30 protein-coding genes are annotated in these 21,709 nt (G+C 45.6%); 15 read left to right on the top strand and 15 right to left on the bottom strand.

The window, feature by feature from the left end; translation table 11 throughout:
* Positions 1 to 52: 52 nt before the first annotated feature.
* From DTO96_RS10855 to DTO96_RS10785, 15 genes are all read right to left on the bottom strand, one after another.
* Positions 53 to 937 (bottom strand): prolyl oligopeptidase family serine peptidase, encoded by an 885-nt coding sequence (locus DTO96_RS10855; RefSeq protein ID WP_114563513.1) that lies wholly within the window; start codon positions 935 to 937, stop codon positions 53 to 55.
* Positions 938 to 1,364: 427 nt separating this feature from the next.
* Entirely contained in the window at positions 1,365 to 2,615 is a 1,251-nt protein-coding gene (locus tag DTO96_RS10850; RefSeq protein ID WP_225972605.1) for a phage head morphogenesis protein, read from the bottom strand.
* An 85-nt stretch (positions 2,616 to 2,700) separates the two neighbouring features.
* Entirely contained in the window at positions 2,701 to 4,302 is a 1,602-nt protein-coding gene (locus tag DTO96_RS10845; RefSeq protein WP_114563511.1) for a DUF935 domain-containing protein, read from the bottom strand.
* Positions 4,303 to 4,456: 154 nt separating this feature from the next.
* Positions 4,457 to 6,112 carry a phage terminase large subunit gene (gene terL, locus DTO96_RS10840; RefSeq protein ID WP_114563510.1) on the bottom strand — a complete coding sequence of 552 codons (1,656 nt, stop codon included), beginning with the start codon at positions 6,110 to 6,112 and terminating at the stop codon, positions 4,457 to 4,459.
* Positions 6,112 to 6,642: a DUF1804 family protein gene (locus DTO96_RS10835; protein ID WP_114563509.1), complete on the bottom strand. Its 531-nt coding sequence runs from the start codon at positions 6,640 to 6,642 to the stop codon at positions 6,112 to 6,114. Before DTO96_RS10835 ends, terL begins: the two co-directional genes overlap by 1 nt.
* Position 6,643: 1 nt before the next feature.
* Positions 6,644 to 6,919, bottom strand: a complete 276-nt coding sequence (locus tag DTO96_RS10830) for a hypothetical protein (RefSeq protein WP_114563508.1) — start codon at positions 6,917 to 6,919, stop codon at positions 6,644 to 6,646.
* An 8-nt stretch (positions 6,920 to 6,927) separates the two neighbouring features.
* Positions 6,928 to 7,137 carry a TraR/DksA C4-type zinc finger protein gene (locus DTO96_RS10825; RefSeq protein WP_225972497.1) on the bottom strand — a complete coding sequence of 70 codons (210 nt, stop codon included), beginning with the start codon at positions 7,135 to 7,137 and terminating at the stop codon, positions 6,928 to 6,930.
* 123 nt (positions 7,138 to 7,260) lie between these two features.
* Positions 7,261 to 7,683: a hypothetical protein gene (locus tag DTO96_RS10820; protein ID WP_157964423.1), complete on the bottom strand. Its 423-nt coding sequence runs from the start codon at positions 7,681 to 7,683 to the stop codon at positions 7,261 to 7,263.
* Positions 7,673 to 8,533 carry a transglycosylase SLT domain-containing protein gene (locus tag DTO96_RS10815; protein WP_225972496.1) on the bottom strand — a complete coding sequence of 287 codons (861 nt, stop codon included), beginning with the start codon at positions 8,531 to 8,533 and terminating at the stop codon, positions 7,673 to 7,675. The genes DTO96_RS10820 and DTO96_RS10815 overlap by 11 nt, the downstream gene beginning before the upstream one ends.
* A gap of 2 nt (positions 8,534 to 8,535) precedes the next feature.
* Positions 8,536 to 8,892 (bottom strand): putative holin, encoded by a 357-nt coding sequence (locus DTO96_RS10810; RefSeq protein WP_114563506.1) that lies wholly within the window; start codon positions 8,890 to 8,892, stop codon positions 8,536 to 8,538.
* A gap of 138 nt (positions 8,893 to 9,030) precedes the next feature.
* Positions 9,031 to 9,576, bottom strand: coding sequence for a hypothetical protein (locus tag DTO96_RS10805; protein ID WP_114563505.1), 546 nt, complete (start codon positions 9,574 to 9,576; stop codon positions 9,031 to 9,033).
* Positions 9,573 to 10,565 carry a hypothetical protein gene (locus DTO96_RS10800; protein ID WP_114563504.1) on the bottom strand — a complete coding sequence of 331 codons (993 nt, stop codon included), beginning with the start codon at positions 10,563 to 10,565 and terminating at the stop codon, positions 9,573 to 9,575. The genes DTO96_RS10805 and DTO96_RS10800 overlap by 4 nt, the downstream gene beginning before the upstream one ends.
* 437 nt (positions 10,566 to 11,002) lie before the next feature.
* Positions 11,003 to 11,602 carry a PDDEXK family nuclease gene (locus DTO96_RS10795; RefSeq protein ID WP_114563503.1) on the bottom strand — a complete coding sequence of 200 codons (600 nt, stop codon included), beginning with the start codon at positions 11,600 to 11,602 and terminating at the stop codon, positions 11,003 to 11,005.
* 214 nt (positions 11,603 to 11,816) lie between these two features.
* Complete coding sequence (locus DTO96_RS10790) at positions 11,817 to 12,170, bottom strand: helix-turn-helix domain-containing protein (protein WP_114563502.1); 354 nt, start codon at positions 12,168 to 12,170, stop codon at positions 11,817 to 11,819.
* A 133-nt stretch (positions 12,171 to 12,303) separates the two neighbouring features.
* Entirely contained in the window at positions 12,304 to 12,786 is a 483-nt protein-coding gene (locus DTO96_RS10785) for a hypothetical protein (RefSeq protein WP_114563501.1), read from the bottom strand.
* A 31-nt stretch (positions 12,787 to 12,817) separates the two neighbouring features.
* Between DTO96_RS10785 and DTO96_RS10780 the strand changes: the two genes are divergently transcribed.
* The 15 genes from DTO96_RS10780 to DTO96_RS10710 all read left to right on the top strand — a co-directional run bounded on the left by DTO96_RS10780 (position 12,818) and on the right by DTO96_RS10710 (position 21,505).
* Positions 12,818 to 13,039: a helix-turn-helix domain-containing protein gene (locus DTO96_RS10780; protein ID WP_114563500.1), complete on the top strand. Its 222-nt coding sequence runs from the start codon at positions 12,818 to 12,820 to the stop codon at positions 13,037 to 13,039.
* Between the two features lie 56 nt (positions 13,040 to 13,095).
* Positions 13,096 to 14,154: a hypothetical protein gene (locus tag DTO96_RS10775; protein ID WP_114563499.1), complete on the top strand. Its 1,059-nt coding sequence runs from the start codon at positions 13,096 to 13,098 to the stop codon at positions 14,152 to 14,154.
* A gap of 9 nt (positions 14,155 to 14,163) precedes the next feature.
* Positions 14,164 to 14,451 carry a hypothetical protein gene (locus tag DTO96_RS10770; protein WP_114563498.1) on the top strand — a complete coding sequence of 96 codons (288 nt, stop codon included), beginning with the start codon at positions 14,164 to 14,166 and terminating at the stop codon, positions 14,449 to 14,451.
* 150 nt (positions 14,452 to 14,601) lie between these two features.
* Positions 14,602 to 16,299, top strand: a complete 1,698-nt coding sequence (locus tag DTO96_RS10765; protein WP_225972495.1) for a Mu transposase C-terminal domain-containing protein — start codon at positions 14,602 to 14,604, stop codon at positions 16,297 to 16,299.
* Between the two features lie 49 nt (positions 16,300 to 16,348).
* Entirely contained in the window at positions 16,349 to 16,984 is a 636-nt protein-coding gene (locus tag DTO96_RS10760; protein WP_114563497.1) for a hypothetical protein, read from the top strand.
* Positions 16,978 to 17,400, top strand: coding sequence for an AAA family ATPase (locus tag DTO96_RS10755; RefSeq protein ID WP_264080572.1), 423 nt, complete (start codon positions 16,978 to 16,980; stop codon positions 17,398 to 17,400). Before DTO96_RS10760 ends, DTO96_RS10755 begins: the two co-directional genes overlap by 7 nt.
* A gap of 11 nt (positions 17,401 to 17,411) precedes the next feature.
* On the top strand, positions 17,412 to 17,666 hold the full coding sequence (locus DTO96_RS10750; protein ID WP_114563495.1) for a hypothetical protein: 255 nt from the start codon (positions 17,412 to 17,414) through the stop codon (positions 17,664 to 17,666).
* Positions 17,656 to 17,934 (top strand): hypothetical protein, encoded by a 279-nt coding sequence (locus DTO96_RS10745; RefSeq protein WP_114563494.1) that lies wholly within the window; start codon positions 17,656 to 17,658, stop codon positions 17,932 to 17,934. The genes DTO96_RS10750 and DTO96_RS10745 overlap by 11 nt, the downstream gene beginning before the upstream one ends.
* Positions 17,935 to 17,941: 7 nt before the next feature.
* Entirely contained in the window at positions 17,942 to 18,610 is a 669-nt protein-coding gene (locus tag DTO96_RS10740; protein ID WP_505661230.1) for an HI_1489 N-terminal domain-containing protein, read from the top strand.
* Complete coding sequence (locus DTO96_RS10735) at positions 18,607 to 19,224, top strand: DUF3164 family protein (protein ID WP_114563492.1); 618 nt, start codon at positions 18,607 to 18,609, stop codon at positions 19,222 to 19,224. Before DTO96_RS10740 ends, DTO96_RS10735 begins: the two co-directional genes overlap by 4 nt.
* A gap of 1 nt (position 19,225) precedes the next feature.
* The gene (locus DTO96_RS10730; RefSeq protein ID WP_157964422.1) at positions 19,226 to 19,582 is read left to right on the top strand and encodes a DUF2528 family protein; all 357 of its coding nucleotides are present in this window, start codon (positions 19,226 to 19,228) and stop codon (positions 19,580 to 19,582) included.
* 30 nt (positions 19,583 to 19,612) lie between these two features.
* Positions 19,613 to 19,924: an HU family DNA-binding protein gene (locus DTO96_RS10725; RefSeq protein WP_225972494.1), complete on the top strand. Its 312-nt coding sequence runs from the start codon at positions 19,613 to 19,615 to the stop codon at positions 19,922 to 19,924.
* A 55-nt stretch (positions 19,925 to 19,979) separates the two neighbouring features.
* The gene (locus DTO96_RS10720) at positions 19,980 to 20,651 is read left to right on the top strand and encodes a hypothetical protein (RefSeq protein WP_114563489.1); all 672 of its coding nucleotides are present in this window, start codon (positions 19,980 to 19,982) and stop codon (positions 20,649 to 20,651) included.
* 7 nt (positions 20,652 to 20,658) lie between these two features.
* Positions 20,659 to 21,084 carry a regulatory protein GemA gene (locus DTO96_RS10715; protein ID WP_114563488.1) on the top strand — a complete coding sequence of 142 codons (426 nt, stop codon included), beginning with the start codon at positions 20,659 to 20,661 and terminating at the stop codon, positions 21,082 to 21,084.
* Positions 21,085 to 21,100: 16 nt separating this feature from the next.
* On the top strand, positions 21,101 to 21,505 hold the full coding sequence (locus tag DTO96_RS10710; RefSeq protein WP_114563487.1) for a hypothetical protein: 405 nt from the start codon (positions 21,101 to 21,103) through the stop codon (positions 21,503 to 21,505).
* The last annotated feature ends 204 nt before the right edge of the window (positions 21,506 to 21,709 follow it).

Genomic DNA, 21,709 nt, shown 5'->3' with positions numbered 1-21,709 from the left:
AGAGCGGGTTCGCAATGAGCGTCACGGGGTGGCGCTCATTTTTTATGGATGATCAGATGCTTTTTGTTTGTTTTTTTAAGCTGTCAAGTAGCTTATTTAAAAAATCAGACCCATACGATTTTGATAAGGATTGATCAATTAATTTGTGATCTGCATTCGGATAAATATTAATCTCAATATTGTGTTTATCTTGATTTTCCAAATTGTTTTTAAGATTTTTGAGTGATTCAATCGGTACGCTCTTGTCTTTCTCTCCCATCGCAATAACAACAGGAATATTTAAAGAGTAAACCAAGTCGCCAACATTAACGTCCAAAATTGAATTCCAATATTTATAGCTATGTCCCCAAATTGTCTTGTCGATGGATTCTTTGTTTGCCTCAATCTCTTTAAACTTACCATCAGGGTTTCTAAATAAAAAACTTTCTTTTGAGAGTAAGCGTAGATTGTTCCTCAACGAGTCGCCGCCGCTGCCGATTAAACCGAGATTGGTGATGCTGTTGTTCATGTTCGCAATTTTTGCAGCCACCACAGCCCCTTCAGATGCTCCAACCAATACCACATGTTTGGGCTTTATTGGTAAAGCCGACAACATTGATTTAATAAAGAGATTTTGTTCTTTGACGACCTCGTCAAAAAAGTCATTTTCTATAAATTCTTTTGAGCAAGTGCTGTCATCACTGTCTTGATTGACGCCTATTTTTTGTAAGCTGTAAAGCACCCCATCGAATTTATTGTGTATCGGTTTAAAGTAATCATAAAGTTTATTTTTGATGTTTTGGCAACCCGAACCACTGATGAAGAAAATGACATTGTTAGCAGAAGGCGCATCACTTAAATTAATTTCATAATATTGAGTATCTTGACGATTCACTTTAAAAGGAATGGTATTCACATTTTGCGCCTGTGCAAATGCTGCGGTTGAAGTGACGGCCATGGTTAGTAATATTAGGTTACAGCGACGATTCCGTAAATTATTTAATAGTTTGTTGTGCTTCAAGTGGGGGGCTTGATAGATTGATACAAAATGAATTGGGGTAAATTTAGCCCGAAAATGCCCAATAAATAAGGCTTTACAGGGTTTTTAAACGTATTTTAAAAAGCATTTAATTTGATACAAATCTAACGCCAAATTGATAGGATATTGATGAAGTATTGATATTTAATTGATGAGAAATTGCCATTAAATTGACAACATATTGATAGAAAAATAGCAATTAAACTTGACCGAAGCTAAAAACAGGATTAAACTGCATTCGTGATTCGTAACCGTAGAATTGGATCGGAGACGTCGGATTTATCCCTCGTTATACGTTGGGCATACCTCCCAACCGAATCAAAGCCAGTATTTATTACTGGCTTTTTTATTTTATAGACAGACTACCGTCCAAAATAATGAAGCGTGGTTCATTGAGGGTCTGCAATGGTTTTGTATTGAGAGACTTAACCCAGTTTGAAACAAGCATTTTCTTTTTAGATTGGTTAATATTAACGTAGGCAGTTGCATATCGCCCATCCTTGTGAGCTTTAGTCACATACACCAACGCCTGAGCATCTGTGTCGTATAAAACCGCCTGATAATCATGCAGCAAAGACGGTAACGAATCAATCCATTCTGCGTTCCATTGAGATGATGAGCCAGCCTTGTGTATGCCTTCTAAATGGTCAACTTTAAAATCAGGTGCAACCATCGCTAAACTCTCGGGGTTAAGGTCTGGATGTTTGAGTTGAGGCAAATTGTTCACTGGACTTGCGGCGCGCTTTGCATTTATTTCCGCTGTTTTGGCCATGATTGTTTCGGCTTTATCTGTTAAAGCAGCTTGAACTTTGTGATTGCCCAAACCGACGAACTGGATCGCATTGGTGGCATGGGTTGATTTAACATTGCTTCTGAATGCACGCCACGACTTATCTACAGACTTTAAAAAGCCATCACTTACTTGATTTTGATACGCTGAACCAGCCAACTCACGGGGCAATCTGGCCAATTTTTTACCCAAAGACACATCAGGCGCAATCCATGCTTGCCCAACATTGTAATCCCATCCTGGCGAGATGCCGTGAGGGACGTTATGATAGACCTCGCCAGTACTCGGATTGAGAACGTCCCGTGTGCTGACATTTGGCGACGAGTCTACGGCTTTACCTTCTCGTTTCAACGATGCGGCACTCAATTGCCGCACTGTGGCTCGGCATCCCCAGTGGTTTGGCGGATAGAGTGTGCTCCAAAACTCATCATCAACAGACAATATTAAATTGTCCCATGCTTTGCAATTTTTAGTCGTCCTACCGTCCAAAACAGAGAGATACTCAAGGAATGGCGCAATATCTTTGTTATCTTGAATTGTGCGCCACTTTGCCGCCATGCGAGCCGACCGCATATTGGTCTGATAAATGACCCGAGTACGCCAACCGCGCTCGCCTTTATATGACCAGCCGTACTTCTTCACAATGGCATCGAATGTCTTGCGAAAATCTGCAATCGTCAACCCTTGCTCAATATTGCCAACCAACGCCGCTTGCATATCCTTGACAAAATCAACGCTCGGTGCGCCAGCGATGGTAAAACTATGTGCGTGGCTGGGCGCAACCCAATCATCCCAGTGCTTGGTCACTTCAGGCAATTTTTTCTTGAGAAAATCAATCGCAGCTTGATTTTTGAGTGGCTCAAACGTCACGCCACGATCAGAAGCAGAGTGATTATTTGGCATTGAGCACCTCGTCTGCGGCCAATTGCTCTGTATGATCAACCATCTCGTTCAACGCCGATAAAATCAATGCTTGTTCAGTTAAAACACGGACGTTTTCAGTATCAACACCGCCCAAAAATGCCCCCAAACTCTCTTGGAACTCTGCCAAAGTCTTGCCCGCTGCGGCAAACTCATCAAGCATGTCAGCAAACGGTTGGATCACATCCGCTTCAAACTGCGCATCGACCGCATCAATCACCGCATTTTCAAGGTCAAGCTCAGCCTTGGCGGCAGCGATGGTCTTGCTATCGGCCTGCGAAAAGGTTAGATCGTCGTTTAAGCTTTGATTAAACTGGGTTTGAACAGCGTTTTTATCGGTTATATTTGGTGCGGAAGTGGAAACGCTGGGTAAAATCGCATCATTATCATCCACCGCATCAGGGATATTGAGCTCTTCAAGCATGGCGCGACGACTTGGACGCAAACCCATATCAGCCGCTATTTTATAAGTCTCAGCGCGCTCTTTGCTCGCTGCGCTGTCTTTGTAAAATTCGAGCACAGGCGGTGCAACTGAATCGCCAAAGTTAAACAGAGTAATCCACTTAAAAATCTCACTCATTGAGCCTGCGGCAATGTCACGGTCAGCGTCGTTGACCGACAACTGACGCTCGGCGGCCGTTTCGCTCGCAGCACGTGCACCCACATTTTGCAGCTCAGCCGTCATTGCCTGACTGGTCAGTGCCTTGCTCATTTCGCGGTTACATAGATTGATGAGTGATTCTTGCGGCAATGTAGAGCCACTGCCAGTAGGCGTGAGCAACTCCAGTTTTGAACCGTCGGGCGCGAGGATATAGCTGTTGTTAATGAACCCCGCGAGAGAGTCCTCAAACGCGTCGATTTCCTTTGGTGATGCACCTTGAGGGTATTGCCCAAACGGCACTGGCACACCAAACTTCTCACAATACTGCATGAAGTATTTGAATCCACCTGTCTTGAACGTCCACGGCCAAAAACAACGACTCAGCAGAGCCTCGCCGTAAGGATTGTCACACGTTGCCATGTGACGGCTCACCACAAACTGCCACGGTTCGACGGCTACGCCCTGTGGGTTGTCAGGTTTTATAAGCAGTAAATCACCGTTGACGTCGAATCGAAAACGATTATTGGCACGGTCTTTGACCAACACTGGCAGTAGCTTGCCCTCACGGTAATTCCAAACGACCTCATGGACTTTATATCCCGTGAAAATAGCCGAGCACTGTTGCCACATCACCTCCAGCCAGTCTTGTGCCACTGAATTTGGCTTGATGTGCTCCAACCAATACTCACACAACTCTCGCGCATCTTGTGCTCGTGAATCGCTCTCATCACCAGCAAGCACACGGTAACTGTGCGAGCGAAACGAGCCACGAATCGAGCGCACATCGCCAGTGACATGGCCATCGGCCATGATGCTGTTGTACACCTCAGCTGATTTACCAATGCGGCGTAAAATCGGGTCAGGGTTTGGTAATGCCGATAGTTTGTTGAAAAAGCTCCAATCGTTGCCAGTTGACGCGATTTCTTGACCAAGCATTTCTTTGGTTGGCTTTGTAAATTTGTTATCAGCCATCAATCATCTCCATCCGATTTATTTGCCAAATGTATTAAAAAAACAAGAAAGAAAATAACTGGTAAAAAAGGGGTAGCAACCATAACGATTGTGAAAAATATAAAATCAAACATGCCAGATATTTGCAATAAAAACTGTAGTAAGTCATTCATCTTTAGTGTCCATAATCAATATCTTTACGACTCGCACGCATCCTACCCGTGCGAATACCTTTCAATGCACGCATATTTTGTCGCGCGATGCTCCAGAGCATTTCCAAAGCATCAGGTCCATCATCATGTGCTGATTCTGGATAATGTTTTAATTGTTCAAGCAATGTAAGTAAATTTTGAGAAAATAAAATCTGGCCTTTTTCAACGTAGGGTTGAATGCTTAGTATCCTCAAATCCTTATCTGTTTTAGGTGTAATTGGTGTAATTGGTACGTGTTGATGTTGTTGCGCGCTCTTTTCGACCAATGTGTCAGCAAAGAATTCTTGAAATTGGATTGTCTCCATAGCCCATGTCAAGCATTGATATTCGTCTTGCAAGGCAATTAGCTGGACAATTTGAATATGTGGTTTAATGCGTGCGATCTTTGCTTCAACTACACATAACTTACCTGACTCACGGTCATAACCTCCGACAAGTGAAGCCGATGGGTCACTCTTTTTATTGTTCTTGCCAAGCGATGGATCGTGTGAACCAAAAAATACCCAGTCACGACTTGGTTGCACCCAAAATTGAATATTGCTAAACGGTGCAAACTCCGTACTTTCAGGATCGTTTTGATACTCGCAGCTGAACGCCTCGTGGTCAGCAGCGCGTAACTCCATCAATCCGATGAGTGTACGCATGGCTGACCAGCTGAGTTTCGCGCCTGCGTCCATTAATTTTTTGTTACTTAGATAAAATTCTCGCCCCGCATCTTCACCTTCGGCGAGATAGATTTTTTCCCACTCATCCCATAAATCCATACGGTCAGGCCAGCGCATGATTGCGCTAAAACGGACGGATTTCCATGCGGGATTATTTTGCAAACGACTGGCAACAGAGTCGTGATGCAAAATGGTATTGATGGCGATAATCTGTACGGATAAATCAGGTGGGCCCAGGTTGACTACCGCCTTGGTGACGTATTTGTAGGTTTTGTCACGCTGCTCTTTGGAAAGGACGTTTTCATCATTCTCGATGTCATCCAAAATAATCAATTTTGGGCGATGTGCGCCGTGACGTAAGCCACGGATTTTTTTACCACAACCAAAGGCTTGAATCTTGATATTGTTGGCGGTCAAAATCACGCCTACATTCCACACTCGACCTGCACCACATACCTTGGCGAAGTCGCTTTTTAATCGAGGATTGCTCTCAAATTCAGCCTTGATAGAAGCGAGCATGGTTTGTGCTTGCTCGGTGCTGTCCATGACAATCGGAATGATTTTGTATGGACTCTTGTTGCTAAGTAGATAAGAATCGCGCACAACCAGCCAAATCGGCAATATCTGCGTGACCAAAGTTGACTTTGCTTCACCACGAGGTGCCGCCCATTGTTCTTTACAGCCTTTTGGAGAACTGACAATTTCGCAGATACGTTTTGACGCGAAATTATGAAATTCGGATGGTTTAGACTGGATGTAGTGAGGGAAATAAGTTTCTGCGAAGTAATAAAAATCAATCAAGGCGCGTTCAGATCGTGCGCGTTTCGCATCTATACCAGGCGCAAACGATGGGCACTCTTCCTCAATGAGGTCACGAACCTCATTGGTATAGTCTTCGAGCTCTTGCAGGAAATCTTCTGATCCATAGCGTCCTGATAATTTTTTACGAGCCATCACTGTACCCCAAGCAAACGCGGCAACTCAATACCAAACTCACTCATCATGTCGACGAACGGCAAACGCATCTCAGGATGATGCTCTGCGATATACTCGTTTTGTAGGCGAATCACTTTCATCGCAGTTGCCAACTCATTGACTTCGGGCGATACCAGCCCTGCGAGTTTGGCTGCTTTGGATAAACCATCCACCATCTTGACCAACAACTCGCCACGAACTGCAGGGGACATCTTTTCATCCTTTTTGACCAAATCAAGTGCGGAAATATACTGCGCACCCACCTCTTCAAGAATTTGGCCAAACATCTCCTGCGCACCTGCACCCGCCATTTGTCGTGCACGTCGGGCGGTGTCCCAATCATCCCCACGCTCTTTGTCAGCGCGTTTCCACGACACAGCGGTGGCGTACGGCACACCATGACCAGCGGCAACGATGGTCAAGTCAGTGCCTTGTACATAGCCAGCGCGTACCTTTGTGCGCATTTCGGCACGGTCTGGCTTTTGAGGTGTTTTATCGGCTTTGCTCATATTATTTGGTCGAGTTTTGCAAAAGTTGAACCACGCCAGCGACCAGCGCACCACCAAGGCTTGACCAACTGGCGATTTTCCAAATCATCGATTTTTGCTCTTGTTCAACATGCTCTACACGGCTTTCGAGGGCATCGAAACGTTGATTATTCGACTTTTGAATTTCATCGAGTCGCTGATTGACGGCCGTATGGTTGGCAGACATATTTTTTTCCATGCCGTCCAACTTGCCCGATATTTGACCGAGCATGTGCATGATTTGGGTGGTATCGTCCATGATTATTCCTATTTAAAACGTTCAAAAACTTGCTGGCAATACACGCATCGCGTCGCATTTGGCATGGCTTTACGTCGTGCCATAGGGATTAACGTGCCACAATCTCCACACGCATCCGATCCTTCGCCTTGTAAAGCTTGTTGTGCTAGATACACCGCTTCATCACGCACCGCATCGGTCAACTGCTCCGACTGCTCTAACATTTTTTCTGTGGTCACTTTGCACTCACACTGTCAATCAAAGCCCGATGTCGAGCGCGGCACTCATGGTACAGACCAGCCACCTCAATGTGGTTCACCAGCAAATCATCAATGCTTGCACTTTCGGCAACCATTGGCAAATCAGGGCACAGCAGCGTTGCGTTCGGCGGTAATTGAGGATGGAGAGTCAACTGCGCTGTGGGCGGTGTTCGCATCGTTCCACAGGCGCACACGCTCACTGCCAATGCGGCAATCGTTGCTAATTGGATGAACTTTTTCATTTTTATAAACCTCTTTAATCAGTGTCTGAGTGCGCACTTGGACTGCTTGTTCAGTCGTGGCGAGCCGTTCGCCTGCTGCGTTTGATTGAGTAGATTGGGCTTGAACCGCTTGCAAATTAGACTGCGCCAGCTCGGTTTGGTTTTGTGCTGTGGCTAAATCAGCATGACTCATACCCGCTGATTTACCAGTGAAGTAACCCCACATAAAAGTGAATGGGATGGCTACAAGAGCAAAACCGAGCGCATACTCAATGATTTTTGTTCGGATTGTGTTATCGAGCATGACATGCCCCCACACCCCAACCAGCACGCACATACATCGGCTCAAACTGCTTGAGGATTAACTTTGGATAATTGGCGTTTTCACGTTGATTCGATGCGGTGATGCCAGGATTGATGTCACATGTCTCCCCAAAACACACGTTGGGGGTGCTTGAACGTGCTTTGCGTTTATTCACCCAGCCCAGTCCGCCGTTGTAAGCGGACATAGCAAAAGCCAAACGCTCGCAGGGATTGATACCTGCGACCTTGTCATATAGAAATTTGTCATACACCGCCAATGCACGCATTGCCCAGCGGGGGTTGTACACATCAACTGGGGCAAGCTGCGTATCATACGTACCTATCCAGCGCGCTGTCGCAGGCATGAACTGAGTCAGCCCAACAGCCCCAACAGGGCTGTGTGCCGTGGCGTTCCATCGGCTCTCTTGGTGAATTTGTGCCGCAAACGAAGCCACAGGCGCACCCAACCCCCACACGTTGCGCGACTGTTGGATCAGCACATGCTTATACGGACCTGCGCGTGGGTGAGGTTCGTTCGCAGACTTCGCAACAAGTGACTCCGTCACTTCAGGCGTAACGGCTGTAATAGGTGTTTCAGGGAGCTGGGCTTGTACGGCTTGTGTCGGCAATACATCGGCGCTTAACACCACAGCATCATTAACCAATGCAGATTCAGCAGGCTCAACAGATTCAGAAACAGGCGTGATATTGGCTGGTTGCGAAGTTGGCTGCGCGACAGTAGCGGTCTCCACAGGTGTTGGTGTACATCCTGCAAAATTCAACGCCGCCATCAAAGCACACGCCAGCACCACAGCGCGTACTTCAGCAAATAGATGAGTGGCTGTGCGCATGGTTATGCCCCTAAACCCACACAAATCATGCAAGCAGCCATGATGACAGCGCGTCGGAGCATCGTTTGGCCGTATAACGGACTGTACAAAGAAGCACCAACGATCAAACCTTCGTGCTCATCTTCAGTAGTAGGAATAGGCTCACTAAAATCGACATGCTCTTCAGCAACCTTATCAGGACGCGCGTACGGAAATGTCACACGGTCAATCCAATAGCCAGCGGATGCTGAAGCAAACACCAAGCCCAACTTATAAACAGTCACACCAAACAATTGAGGCTCAGCCAGTAAAGCCACACCCAACAAAAATACAGCCAAAACTAAAAAAGAAATCGTACGGTGGAATAATGTATCGCGCATGGTATGCCCCTATAAACTTTGATTAAACAGGCTTTAAACAATGTTAAAGCCCTAGAAATATGCATCACTAACGACTTCAGTTTATAGAGCACAGACGAAAAAAAAGACCTGCAATTTTGCAGGTCTTCAATTGAAATTTTATTTAAGTTCAGCTAATCGCTCTTTACGCTCAGCCTCTTCTCGTTCATTTTGTTTTATAGTAGAACATACCCTTCGAATTTCTTCCTGCTCTTTTAGTAAGCGCATTAAAATGAAAAAAGCAATGCCAAACGCAATGTAAGAAAAATAAACTTGCTGACTGCTGTAAACACAATCAACAATACAATTATCGCCGTCAGCCTCTTTAGCAATTGAAGGGAACATTGCAACCAATCCTAACAGTCCAATTGAAAATGCTTTTAACCAAAAATGCTTTAAGCGACTATGGATAGTATCCTCAAGACTTTCGTGCTGTCGACTTGAAAGCCCCGATAAATCCGTTAATTCAAACAACTTATTATATACATGGATTGCAAAGCCCCAAACAACACCAATTAAAACACAAGCTGTTTTTAAAAGTTCCGCTTGAATTGTTGGGTAATAACGATTTAAATAATATCCGCTCACACCAAATACACAGCCAAATATAGCTGCGTAAAATATGTTTTGTGCATTAGTTAGAGGGGCATTTTTAAATGGGTTCATTTTGCTTTAATTGTTCCTGACTCAATTAAATGTTTAAAATATTTGCGAATGGCTTCAAAAGCTTTTTCCTGCTCAGGTATACCATCACGCCCTTTAATTGTAGTCGCTTTTTTGAGTTTTAACTCATCACCTTTAATTCTGCCTCCGCCTTTCAAGCCAAGCTCTACTTCGTCGTCAACATTGCGCAAAGCGACTGCTAATCCTGATATAACTTTATCTTGTTTTATTGTTCGTTTTGAAGAGAACTTAATAGTTAAGGCAACAGCAACTTCCTCATTTAATGCCTCAGACAGTCCTAATTTTTCAAAATTATCACCGATTAACCCTGAAAAAAATTCTTTAAGCCAACCATTTTTTTCATTAATCACTATTTGATCTACTTGCTTAATCTGTTCTTGCACCATAGGTGTGGAACCTGCAACTACATTTGTACTAAGTGCGGTATCACCCAATGAAATTGAAGTTAAAGGCGTTTTTTTCAGGGTGTCGCTTAAGTCTTTAGTAATATGCTCCGCCAAATAGAGTTTGTTTTCACCAGTAATTTGTTCGGCCTGAGTAATCAACCAATTCAAGTGAGCCTCTAAGTCTTTTGCCTTTAATGTGCGGGAAGGTATTACGATAACATCGTTTTTTGATACTCCAAAAAAACAGATGCCCTCTAAAACTTCTTGACGCTTATCACCTTTTTTGGGAACTTCAACACGATTAATAGTAACTTCAGTGTCTGTGTCGTTTTCAACAATCGCGGCTATAGCAGTACCTTTTTCATAACTCGCAAACACGCCACACAAAACCCCTTCAGAATCATTGAAACAAAGAATTACTTTGTTATAGCGACCATTTTCATCACTATTTTGCCGTCTATCTTTAGCAAATTTAAACTCTTTAGCTGCGGCAGACAACATTGAGCTCAAGACTAACTTCCCATTGTCTTTAAAGAATGTAGCTTTTTTGAAATAGAGTGTTTTGGGTATTGATGAAGACGTCATTTTAAACCTTTACAATAAAAAATAGAGATGCAAAATTGCAGGCGTATCTAATGTTAAGCTATTTGATTTTATTAATTTCTTGCAAAACTGTCTTGAAGTCACCAACAGCAAGGCTCAAATCAGTTTTATTGATTGAAGTTCTGTCTTTGAGTAAACGATGCAGAGGTTTGCCGTATTCGCCACGCGCATTGAAGTCTTCTCCGCGCACATCGCTACCAGCCGTTAAAATTTGAGTTAATTTTTTATATCGAGCATCAAGTTCAGCAAAAGTTTCTCACGTCGTACATTTGTTAAAATCACCATTTAGATTCCGATCTATTTTTTAACCCGCGTGACTGTATTTGGGACGCTCATTGCAATTATTTTGCCAATTGCTCTCTGCAATTTTTACCAGCTTCAGTCGTTTTTTTTTGCCCACTTAATACTATCTTTTTCTTTCATAGTGCCGTTGTGCCTCGGTATGGATTTTCCTTAAACAATTCTTCTATGTCCGAGTAGTCAGGTCGTGAGCGATAGTTAAGCACAACCAACCGATAGCCTAATTTTTTACACAAAGCTTTTTTCTTCCTGTCATTGGCTTTACGGGTTTTCAGCCCCTCATCTCCGCCCCAATGTGCGACGGTTTTATAGTGTTGTTCGCCGTTGTACTCAATCCCTAACATTCTATCGGGTATCCAAAAATCCAGCTCTAATCCATCCAACTCTCTGCCTCGGTAGCGATGTATTACGTCGGATGGTGCCGCGAGTTTTCGAATAATTTTCAACAAATAATATTCATAAAACGGACGAGGGCTGGGCGGGTAGCCCACAACCTTACGAATGTAGTTTTGGATTTTTAGTTCGCGTTCTCTTTGCTTGCGGTCGGCGTTTTGAGGATCAGGAAAATCAGAAAAGTCATCGTACCAACGCCGTGCGTACAGAGTGTAGTATGGCAGATACATATTCACAAGCTGATTAAAATAAATCGAGTACATATCTCTTGGTATATGGGCATTGGGTATAGAGCACATCGCACACAAATAAGGGCGAAACTGCATGGACTGAACCCTCGCATAATCCTTTGAAAAACTGCCACCTAAGTGCCTAACAATATCATCATAAGAAAAATAACTTTTAAAACAATTACACACCCACAAACTTCGACAATCCAAGCATTCAAACATCAATGGAAAATGGATATATCTATCCAGCCACGTCTCCTCCAGTCGATGTGTAGGACAATTGCAAATCGTCATATGAGCCCTTTAGTAATTAAGCTTTCTTTTTACCTGCTGCTTTCGCCGCAGATTGCGCTGCAAAGAATGCAGTTTGCTCAATTATTTTTTGACCTTCTTCATTGGTATTGCGGTAGTGCTCAAGTGTTGCACGCTCGCCGCGCGTTAATGTGCTTTCTTCAGGCAAAACCTGTATGCGAACACCAGTCAATATGTAAGCTACATCTGCGCCTGCATTGGCAATTCCTGCTAAATATTCTGCGCTCGGACTTCTTTTGTCTTTTTCATATTGAAATTGTGCATTTTTTTTCACACCACCAATTAAGCCAAAGTCCTCTTGGTTAAAACCAAGCCTATCGCGCTCTTCAGTAATTCTTTCACCGATACTCATTTAAATCCCGTTAAAAATAATTCATACGAATTACAAATAATTCTTGACAGTAATTCAAATGAATTACATAATACCACTCATGTAGTAATTAAAACCTTTTTAATTAGCAACTAAGCCAAACCCAAGGAGCATGTTATGTCTTACCAAAAGGGTACTCAAGCCCCTGCATATACTTTACGTCCTCACCCTCACAATTCGAGTCTTGTACAAAAGGCCAAGATGCTTCTGGTATTTTTTCAGCGACATAACGAGTTACATCGTCTATACCCAAAATCATACCCTCAACATCTCCCTTCTCAAAACTCATGCCAAATGCCGCCATCCACCACAGGTACGAGTACGCACGCCGTGCATACCAGTACGCTTGAGTCACAGCCTGCGCCCGAAGTAAAGGAATGTCAGCAACGGGCAACAGTGTCTTCTTCCAATGCCGCGGTGCGGTATGAATTAATTCAGTCGCAAGCGGCTCTAATATTGCGAGCTCTTTGCGCCATTTCGCCCGCCCGATTTGATGCGCGTGCTTTGCGATCAGATCCCTGTCTGATTGGTTTAGTAAGTCAAGAAGTGCTGCCGCTATCGCTTTCGCGCTGCGTGCGTTTGGGTATGAAATATTCATCTATGTCTTTGTCCAAATAAAGGAGTTCCCCATGAAAACCACCGACCAACAATACGCCCAAGCCCGCGAAGCGGCCAAAGCCCGCATCATCTCGCAGGGCAAAACGTATGAGCAAGTCGCTGATGAAATTGGTCACCCGCGTTGGCTGGTCAACCAAGTGCTCAACGGCATCAGTAAAGCCAAATATGGCAAGGCGCACGCTTGTGCTGTGGCGCTCGGCATCAAAGCCGAACAACGCACCGAAGCTGCTTGATTTCTCTTTAATTCATACCAAAACACTACCAAAACAATACACCGAAAGAGGTAAAAATGCAAACCGAAAAAAACAATGTATTTGCAGCGATAGACGATGAACCTAATGATGCGGCAGGTGTATTGGCGGTTCAAGAAGTAAAGCCTGCACGATTTGAACTCACTGAATTAGAGACCTCATTGGCACAAGAAATGGATTTGGATTTGTCAGGTGATGTGCACCACCTTGTTCACATAGCTACCCAAGCCACCAATCAAGCGTTGACATTGGTGGTTGAATCAGGGTTGTTGTTGATTGCTGCGCATAGCAAATTAACCGATGCCGAACGTTCGGCATCGGGGAAATTTACAACAAACGGTTTGCGTGAATTGCTGGACGAAGCAGGCTTGCCTCACCAACGCGCCTACGAAGCCATGAGCATGGCGAAGTATGCAGCATCTTTGCCTCCCGAACAGCGTGCTGAAATGCTCGCCTTGCCAAAAACCAAGGTCATGCTACTGGCACAAGCCGATCCTGAAGTGGTTGCTGATTTGTTCGGTGATGAGGATATGGACATCACCGCTATTTCGGTGCGCGAATTGAAGCAACGCATCCGCGAAGAAAAAGCGGCACGCGCCCAGTCAACGGTTGAGCTCAAAAAAGCCGAAAGCGAAAACGAAAAACTCCAGCGTCAACTTGATGCAGCCACCAAATCACGTGCTGATAGTAGCGACATTGTACCGCCGCACGTTTCGGACATTCGCCTCGAGACTGCTGCGCTGTATAAAAAAGCTGAATTGTCCATCAATGGGATTGCGCAACTGACGCCTGATATCCACCTGTTGGATGGCGAATGGGCATTGTCCTCGGCACGCAGCGCATTCGCAGCGTTGCAAGGATTGATTGCCCAAGCCAAAGGCGCAGCAGCAGAACTGCATCGTGCATACGGCGCAGACCTCGATGGTGATCACAGCACACTCGAGCGCCTCACTCAAAAAGAATTGTTTAAGTGCGCGACTGAGTACAAAGAATTGATTGGTGAGCATGAGCACGAAGCGGCTCTGCGCGAATATGAGCGCGATTTAGATAAACCAAAGGGCAAAGGCCGTCCAAAGGCTGCACCTACTAAAGATTGAGGGATAAAAATGTCAAACGAGTTTGCTAAATTATTTAACGTGTCTCGCCATGGTGAAAATTATCAAGTCCTTGTAACCAAGGGGTTTGACCAAGAAAGCGATGATGAAACGCTGACTTTTCAGGTACAAGCTTACGGGGTCATGTTAGAGCGTACTCTTTTTTTTAGTAAGTCAAACGAGTGCCAAAGAATGTTTGATGACATTGCAATTAAGGATGCCGAAGAGTTGATCAACGGCCCATTTAATGGTGAACATTTTGGCGTAATGATTGACAGCATTAAAGAATGTCAGGAGTAAAAAAATGAAATTCAAATGACACTAAAAGAACGCTCGACAGGCTACACATGGGTCAAAGAAGTCGATCACCCACAGGTCGTGAGTAAATTCAGCGCGTGAGCTCGTCAGTATTGAGTTTACTCGCGAACAACCAACCAAAGACTGAGGTAAATGATGGGATACGCAATGGTTAAGCACAGCGATAACGGGTTGGCCAAACCAACACCAATGAATGCCAACACTGCACTCGCCAAATTGCACGCACAGAATAACATCGACCCATGGGCGCAAGCAACTGAAGCAAAACGCCGTATGGCAGATGCCCGTATGGCTGTGCTCGGTGTAGCAGCGCAGTGGGTACGTGATGGAGCAAAGGTCAATTCAGCAGCAGAGGCTTTGTTTGATCAGTTGTCTTACCAAATGACACCAACACAAGTGATGGCGATTCAAACCATCGACAGTCAATGCAAGACGCCGAGCCTGCCCACACTAAAACGCTGGCTGGCTGCTTACAAAAAGCAAGGCAAAGTCGGACTGCTGCCAAACCACACGGGACGAGTGCGTCAGGATTATGGCTGGGAAGCGCGTGCCGTTGAGTTGTTCAACATACCAAGCAAGCCTGGTTATGAAGATGTGGCGCACCGTTTGATCGGTGAAGGATATGACGATGTGACCTTTGACCGAGTGCGCGGCTATTTAAAGTCAATGCCTGCAACGCTTGGCAAAGAAAGTGCGAAACGCATCGGCAAAAAACTGCACAAACTGACGCACAAAAATTACACGGAGCGGCGCATGGATGACCTACACGTCGGCGATTGCTACGCGGCGGATGGTCACACCGCTGACTGCTATGTGGCACATCCTGAGACAGGTGGTCCATTCCGCCCAGAGTTGACCGCATTTCTCGACCTCAAATCACGCGCACTTGCGGGCTGGTGGATTAGCGAATCTGAGTCCACCACGACTACTTTATTTGCGTTGAGCAACGCGCTGACCACACACAATCATAATCCGTTGTTCATCTACGTGGACGTTGGGTCAGGTTACAAGTCAAAGATTATGACTGATGAAGTCGTAGGGTTTTATACCAAGTTTGATATTGAAGCGATATTCGCCCTCCCTGGTAACCCTCACGGCAAAGGCTGGGTGGAACGGTGGTTCAAGACGGTGCGTAACCGCCACGATAAGTTTTTCGCGGATGGCACAGTGTATTGCGGTGATGATGCCGCACCTGAGACCAATCGACGCATGAGCTCTGAAGTGAAGGCTGGCAAACGGGTATTGCCCAGCCTTGCGGAATACATCGACTCACTTAAACAGTTTTTTGGCCAATACATGAACACACCCATGCCCGTCGCACTCGGCGGCATGACGCCCGCACAGGTATGGGCGCAACTCGAACGAGTAGAGCTTGCCATGCCGCTCGAAGCGGTGGCACGTCCGAGTGTGGTGCGTGTGGCGCGTCGTCAGAGTGTGACGCTTGACAGCCGTCGTTACTTTGCGCTTGAGCTCGCACTGTATGACGGCAAAGAGGTCAAGGTCGAGTACGACCTACATGACGATGCGCACGCATGGATAAGTACGCTCGACGGTCGCCACATCTGCACCGCCACCATCACCGAACGCAAAGGCGTCATCAGCACCAGCCGTATCGAAGACCGACGTGCCAAACGCCTCACAGGGCAAGTAAAACGTTTACAAAAACACATCGACGAAAAGACGCAGCGTGCTACATCAACGATTGACATGACGACAGTCGCTGATCGTTTAGAGATGCCAAGAACCGATTTGCTCGACCCTGTTGATGTCAGAAGCAAGCGTGTGATGGACAGGATTAACAGCAAACGCATCATTGATATTACTGATTAAAGCAGTTTTAAAAACATATTAAAAAACGATTTAAAACTTGGAGAGCAACATGACACAAACCACTGAACGCAACAACCATGACAACGAGCTAGATGCATTTGGCCAGCCGATACACTTATTACCGCATTACACCGATGTTCACCGTGAACAAATAGCTGAGATTGTCGATTGGATGACTGATAAAAACAAAGGTGTGACCGATAAAAAACAACTCAAAACGCAAACGTGGGTTGCACGCAATGCACGCCTCAAACCAGCAGCGGTCAACCAAGTGTTGCGCGGTAAGTACGCCAGCCCACCTGACGCACAGCTGCGTGCCATGCTCGATGCCATCCATGATTATGATCGTCGCCAAGAATACAGCGGCTCTAATGTGTACGTAAAAACAGACATCTACCGCATCATCAGCAGTGTGTGTAACCGCGCCAAAGCTGTTGGCAGCTTCGGGGTTGTGTCTGGTTACGTTGGCGTGGGTAAAACAGCGGCGTTGAAAGAGTATGTCTCAACCAATTCAAATGCTTATTTGATTGAAGCCGCACCCAGCATGACGATTGGTGTATTGCTTGATGCGATCATGAACCGTTTAAAATATCGGTCAATGAACGCTTTGGCAAGAGCAAAAGTAACGCTTCACGGTTTGCATCTATCGTTGAGTGGCTCAAAGAAACATCGGGCGGATTGTTGATCATCGATGAAGCGGAAACCATGAGCCATCGTTGCTTGCATGAATTGCGCCGCATTCGTGACATGGCTGGTGTGGGTATTGTATTGGCGGGTACTGAGAAACTGAGCGCGCTGATCATGCCAGAACATGGCGAATTTGACCAGATTCGCAGCCGCGTGTGCTTATGGCCAAAGACGATCACAGCGATCAGCCGTGAGGATGCCGATGCCTTGGCGCAAAGCTCACTGGATGAGCAAGGTGAGCTTGATAAGCCTGTGCTCGATGCACTCTGGTCGTACAGCAAAGGTTCTGCGCGGATGTTGATGGAGAACTTGATACCTGCCATCAAGGACTACGGCATCAATAAAGGCGAAGCACTGGACGAAAGCTTGGTGCATGACATTGCAAAGCAAGTGCTGAACTTGCGTGCAGCTTAATGGAGAGCAATATGAAAGACTACTTCACACCATTCCAGCTAAAAATATTTGAAATTGCACGCAATTGGCTGATTGCTATCGTCGCAGGTTTAGCGTTCTGCATCGCTACTGTAGATGATATGCATGATGCAGAGTTGACGCAACAGCAGCTGCAACAGCTCACAGTTAACGCTAAACGCCAAGCCATGATTAATGCTAAAGCGGATGAAATCGCCGTGCAAATGTTGGCAAGTCAAGAAGCAAAGGGAGCGCACGATGGCAAATGATACTTTTGCAGGCGTTGTTTACCCAGATACATACGAGGGCTTATTGGCGATGACGCAATCAGTACAGCTCATCAATCGACGTTTGGCAGCAATGGTTGGCAATATGGACTTTGCATTGAACAGCATTGTCTCAGCATATAAGGATGAGGATGCATTAAAGCTGCATTCCTTGCTGGATCAATATATTGCTGCACAAAAAGCCTCGGCTGCCATGCAAAAAGCGCAAGTCAATGCTGGTATCAATGTTGCGTTTCCAACGATTCAGTGAGTGAGCCATGCCATTACCTCAAGTTAAATGCCCCGTTTGCAACTGCATAATGAGTTTGGACGTGTTGCTGGCTGACGATGCGCCGCGTGAAGCACTGCTCGCAATCATTGATGCACACCCACAGGGTACGACGTTCATCAAGCCGCTGCTGCATTACGTCGGCTTGTTTGCACCGAGTAAGTCACAGATGAGCCACAGCCGTATTGCGTCACTGATTAACGAACTCACACCGATGTTTAAGGCTGGACGCATCGAACGCAACGGCATGATTCACATCGCGCCGCTTGATTACTGGGTCGATGCGCTCAATGCAGTGCTCGCAGCGCGCACGGCTGGCACGTTGACATTGCCGCTCAAGTCTCATGGTTACTTGCTCGAAATCATTGCGAATCGCTCCAATGCAGCAAAGGCAAAGAAAGAGCAGCTGGCGCATGACAATGCCCGCAAAGGCGTTGACCGGCGCAGTGAGGTGCATAACCTGCAAGTCGAGCACACGCAAGCACAAGAAGCTAAAAAAGAAACCAATCCGCAGATCAAGAAAGTGACGAGTGATGCCGAATCCAGACGGCGCATTGAGCAGATTCAACAAAAAATTGGCAAAAAACAAAGTGGCGTGTTCACTATGACTGACCTCGCCCATTATTTAAAACCCGCAACCACGAAGGAAAGACAATGAACACAACTGAAGAACAACCACAATTCATGCTCGATGCACAAGGTAATCAAATACGCATCAGTAATATCAAGCCGATTGATTTGGCACGTGATGCGCTGGTGCGTGAGCTGATACTCAAGGCGAAATTTGCATCATCAATAATAAAAGATTTTCGTTCAGGTGCATTCGCAGACATCGCAGCGTTTCAGGAGCTATCGGCTGAGGAATATGGTGTCACTGTCGGTGGCAAGAAAGGCAATATCACGCTGTATTCATTTGACGGTCGCTACAAAATCCAACGCGCACACGCTGAACACATTACGTTTGATGAGCGTTTGCAGGCAGCGAAAGCGTTGATTTATGAGGGTCTCAACGAATGGATACAAGGTGCAAATAAAAACCTGCAAGTCATTGTTGACAACGTTTTTGAGGTGGACAGCAATGGCAATTTAAGCACAGGCAGAGTCCTTTCGTTACGCAGGTACAAAATCGAAGATAAACGGTGGGTTTTAGCGATGAACATCATTGCTGATTCAATCCAGGTTATCGGCTCAAAAGCTTATGTGCGTGTGTATGAGCGTGTCGGTGATTCGGACGAATACGCGCCGATTAGCCTTGATGTTGCGAGCGTGTGAGATGGGGATTAAAACATATACGTTAAGGCTTGCAGGCTTGTTTGACGTGACTTTTGAAGTTAATCATGAAGTGATGACTGACGAGCGTTTTCATGAGGTTAATAATTTTTGGTCAAACAGTGATGGAAGGCTTGAAGAAAATAACGGCGACATTTGCAAAACAGTTCTGAAACTATACGCAAGGACATTTTTTGAATGCACGCATTATTTTTCACCTGTTGAGGCATTCAATCAAGAAGAAGGCTTTTACAACCTTAGTGATAAAAGCGGAATTAAGGTTTTAGATTATGACCGTGTAGAGCTTTGTGAGTTTGATTTGGATTTTGTCAAGGTCGAGCAAATTTTTTCACCATGTTAATTAAAACGCCAATTTTGGCAAAACCGTAGGGTGAGAATCGCTCACCCTACACAACAAAGGAGCAATACCATGAACAAAGCAGAACTCATCAACCAACTCGCAACCGAAGCAGGCGTGACTAAAAAAGACGCTGAAGCGGTGTTGAACGCATTCACCAGCACCGTCACCGCTGAGCTCAAACTCGGCAATGAAGTTGCACTGGTTGGTTTTGGCACATTCAAAGTGTCACCCCGCGCGGCACGCCAAGGCCGAAACCCATCGACGGGCGAAGCGATTGACATTGCAGCATCTAACAGCGTCAGTTTCAAGGCGGGTAAAACCCTGAAATCAGCCGTTAACTAAGTCATTTACTCAAGCCCACTCTGTGGGCTTGAACGATAACCGAAGGAGATTAGAAATGAAACGCAGGGTATGGTCAAACGAAGACGTTGAGTACATTATGGTCAATTACGCCACGACACCAAATGTTGATATAGCTGAACATCTTGGGTTGGATGCCAAGGTTGTCGCAAAAAAAACTTTTGATTTGGGCTTGAAAAAAACCGTTCGAATCTATAAAAACAATTGGGCATCAAAGACACCAGCAGTGGAGCCAGCATCTCAAACGCCAAAGTCGCAACCCAAGCAAGATGTTTCCGCTGAATCTTCGTCGATAGCGGCGACAACTACCACAGGCGTTTTACCGTCCAATGAATTCAAAATGGTTCGTCAATATGTGCTTGTGGCCATGCACGGTTTGGTTAATGGTCAGCTGAGTTCAAAAAGCGCACGTTTATCTTTGGATATGGCGCGATTCATTGTTGAGAGTGGCGACGTTGAGCTTGCTCATCAAGAGAAAGCACAGGTTTTGTTTAATGCCTTTGTAAAAATGGATGAGCCTGCACCTATAGCAGAACCAAAGCAGATTATACAACCCACGCCTACGAAGGTTGCAGATGTGCATCCGTGGCGTGAATTGGATAAACAGTCCAGCAAAACACCAAGTGCAATTGAGCGCTTGGTCAACGTGCCGACTTCTGTTGAGCCGCCAAATATTGGCGTAGCACACCAACATTTTATTAAAGCCTAGGACTGGCATGAAAACCAACCACAACCTCCGCCGCAGCACCACTGCTGCTGTCCACGTCATTAAAGCCAAGCTGGGCATGGATGAAGACGCTTACCGCAATGCGATGGCGATGAACTTTAACGGTAAACGTTCGGCAGCTCAGCTTGATGATCAAGAATTGAAGCACTGGTTGCTACACCTCAAATCATTGCAAAAGCGTGCGGGTCTCAATACTGAAGGCGTGCGCAATGAAGCGATGATTAAAAAGTGTGAGGCGTTATGGGTGGAGCTGCGCAAGGCGGGCAAGGTACAAAACGGCTCAATGGAAGCATTGCAGAAGTTTGTACAGAACCAAACAGGTGCAGCTGCTCTGCGTATGGCGAACAGCAAGCAGCTGTACCAAGCCATTGAAGCACTCAAAAAATGGTTGGCGCGCGCGCCAACAAAGACATAGTTCACAGGAGCCCGTCATGGAGTTTATCGACCGCAAACGTTTGTCATTTTTCGCCCAAGAATTTATCTCAAATGTGGGCGATGCGGTGGCGTACCGCATTATGCGTGCGGTTGGAGGGCTGTGGGTCATGGTGCCTGAGCATGCCGATAAAAGCAGTTATTTATCGAAGCACATCGACAATGCAGACTTAACCATACTGTGCCAACACTATGCAAAAGAAAAAATCTACGTCCCGAAGTATGACCGTATCGCAAAGCAGGTGCGCAATGCAAAAATCCGTGCATTACGGCGTGATGATGGTTGGGAAATCAAACGGCTTGCTCTGCACTTTGCCATTTCTGAGCGATTGGTGTTTTACATCATCGGCGAGTCGCCCAATCCGCCCGCAAATTTTGATTTGTTTGACCACTTGCCGCCGTGATAGCGTGCCTCAAGTAAAACCCCATTTAAAACCCGTTTAAAATTGCGTATAACGCGTCGTAAGCGAATGTTCAAGCAAAGACGCAAACCAAATAAAGAATCGCTTAAAACACCCTTAATCCAACCTGTTTAAAACCTCATTCAGACCTGCAAAATTGCAGGTCTTTTTTTTGTTTCAAAGTCCATACACTGTGTCATCAATATG

It is taken from the genome of Ephemeroptericola cinctiostellae, from assembly GCF_003339525.1.
GTDB classification, from domain to species: Bacteria; Pseudomonadota; Gammaproteobacteria; order Burkholderiales; family Burkholderiaceae; genus Hydromonas; species Hydromonas cinctiostellae.
This window is presented reverse-complemented; position numbering and strand designations above follow the sequence as displayed.

Excerpts from the sequence above, each read along its gene's own strand:
- DTO96_RS10855 (WP_114563513.1), bottom strand. The coding sequence starts at position 937 with ATGGCCGTCACTTCAACCGCAGCATTTGCACAGGCGCAAAATGTGAAT.
- DTO96_RS10845 (WP_114563511.1), bottom strand. The coding sequence starts at position 4,302 with ATGGCTGATAACAAATTTACAAAGCCAACCAAAGAAATGCTTGGTCAA.
- terL (WP_114563510.1), bottom strand. The coding sequence starts at position 6,112 with ATGGCTCGTAAAAAATTATCAGGACGCTATGGATCAGAAGATTTCCTG.
- DTO96_RS10835 (WP_114563509.1), bottom strand. The coding sequence starts at position 6,642 with ATGAGCAAAGCCGATAAAACACCTCAAAAGCCAGACCGTGCCGAAATG.
- DTO96_RS10830 (WP_114563508.1), bottom strand. The coding sequence starts at position 6,919 with ATGGACGATACCACCCAAATCATGCACATGCTCGGTCAAATATCGGGC.
- DTO96_RS10820 (WP_157964423.1), bottom strand. The coding sequence starts at position 7,683 with ATGCTCGATAACACAATCCGAACAAAAATCATTGAGTATGCGCTCGGT.
- DTO96_RS10815 (WP_225972496.1), bottom strand. The coding sequence starts at position 8,533 with ATGCGCACAGCCACTCATCTATTTGCTGAAGTACGCGCTGTGGTGCTG.
- DTO96_RS10810 (WP_114563506.1), bottom strand. The coding sequence starts at position 8,892 with ATGCGCGATACATTATTCCACCGTACGATTTCTTTTTTAGTTTTGGCT.
- DTO96_RS10805 (WP_114563505.1), bottom strand. The coding sequence starts at position 9,576 with ATGAACCCATTTAAAAATGCCCCTCTAACTAATGCACAAAACATATTT.
- DTO96_RS10800 (WP_114563504.1), bottom strand. The coding sequence starts at position 10,565 with ATGACGTCTTCATCAATACCCAAAACACTCTATTTCAAAAAAGCTACA.
- DTO96_RS10795 (WP_114563503.1), bottom strand. The coding sequence starts at position 11,602 with ATGCAGTTTCGCCCTTATTTGTGTGCGATGTGCTCTATACCCAATGCC.
- DTO96_RS10790 (WP_114563502.1), bottom strand. The coding sequence starts at position 12,170 with ATGAGTATCGGTGAAAGAATTACTGAAGAGCGCGATAGGCTTGGTTTT.
- DTO96_RS10785 (WP_114563501.1), bottom strand. The coding sequence starts at position 12,786 with ATGAATATTTCATACCCAAACGCACGCAGCGCGAAAGCGATAGCGGCA.
- DTO96_RS10780 (WP_114563500.1), top strand. The coding sequence starts at position 12,818 with ATGAAAACCACCGACCAACAATACGCCCAAGCCCGCGAAGCGGCCAAA.
- DTO96_RS10775 (WP_114563499.1), top strand. The coding sequence starts at position 13,096 with ATGCAAACCGAAAAAAACAATGTATTTGCAGCGATAGACGATGAACCT.
- DTO96_RS10770 (WP_114563498.1), top strand. The coding sequence starts at position 14,164 with ATGTCAAACGAGTTTGCTAAATTATTTAACGTGTCTCGCCATGGTGAA.
- DTO96_RS10765 (WP_225972495.1), top strand. The coding sequence starts at position 14,602 with ATGATGGGATACGCAATGGTTAAGCACAGCGATAACGGGTTGGCCAAA.
- DTO96_RS10760 (WP_114563497.1), top strand. The coding sequence starts at position 16,349 with ATGACACAAACCACTGAACGCAACAACCATGACAACGAGCTAGATGCA.
- DTO96_RS10750 (WP_114563495.1), top strand. The coding sequence starts at position 17,412 with ATGAAAGACTACTTCACACCATTCCAGCTAAAAATATTTGAAATTGCA.
- DTO96_RS10745 (WP_114563494.1), top strand. The coding sequence starts at position 17,656 with ATGGCAAATGATACTTTTGCAGGCGTTGTTTACCCAGATACATACGAG.
- DTO96_RS10740 (WP_505661230.1), top strand. The coding sequence starts at position 17,942 with ATGCCATTACCTCAAGTTAAATGCCCCGTTTGCAACTGCATAATGAGT.
- DTO96_RS10735 (WP_114563492.1), top strand. The coding sequence starts at position 18,607 with ATGAACACAACTGAAGAACAACCACAATTCATGCTCGATGCACAAGGT.
- DTO96_RS10730 (WP_157964422.1), top strand. The coding sequence starts at position 19,226 with ATGGGGATTAAAACATATACGTTAAGGCTTGCAGGCTTGTTTGACGTG.
- DTO96_RS10720 (WP_114563489.1), top strand. The coding sequence starts at position 19,980 with ATGAAACGCAGGGTATGGTCAAACGAAGACGTTGAGTACATTATGGTC.
- DTO96_RS10715 (WP_114563488.1), top strand. The coding sequence starts at position 20,659 with ATGAAAACCAACCACAACCTCCGCCGCAGCACCACTGCTGCTGTCCAC.
- DTO96_RS10710 (WP_114563487.1), top strand. The coding sequence starts at position 21,101 with ATGGAGTTTATCGACCGCAAACGTTTGTCATTTTTCGCCCAAGAATTT.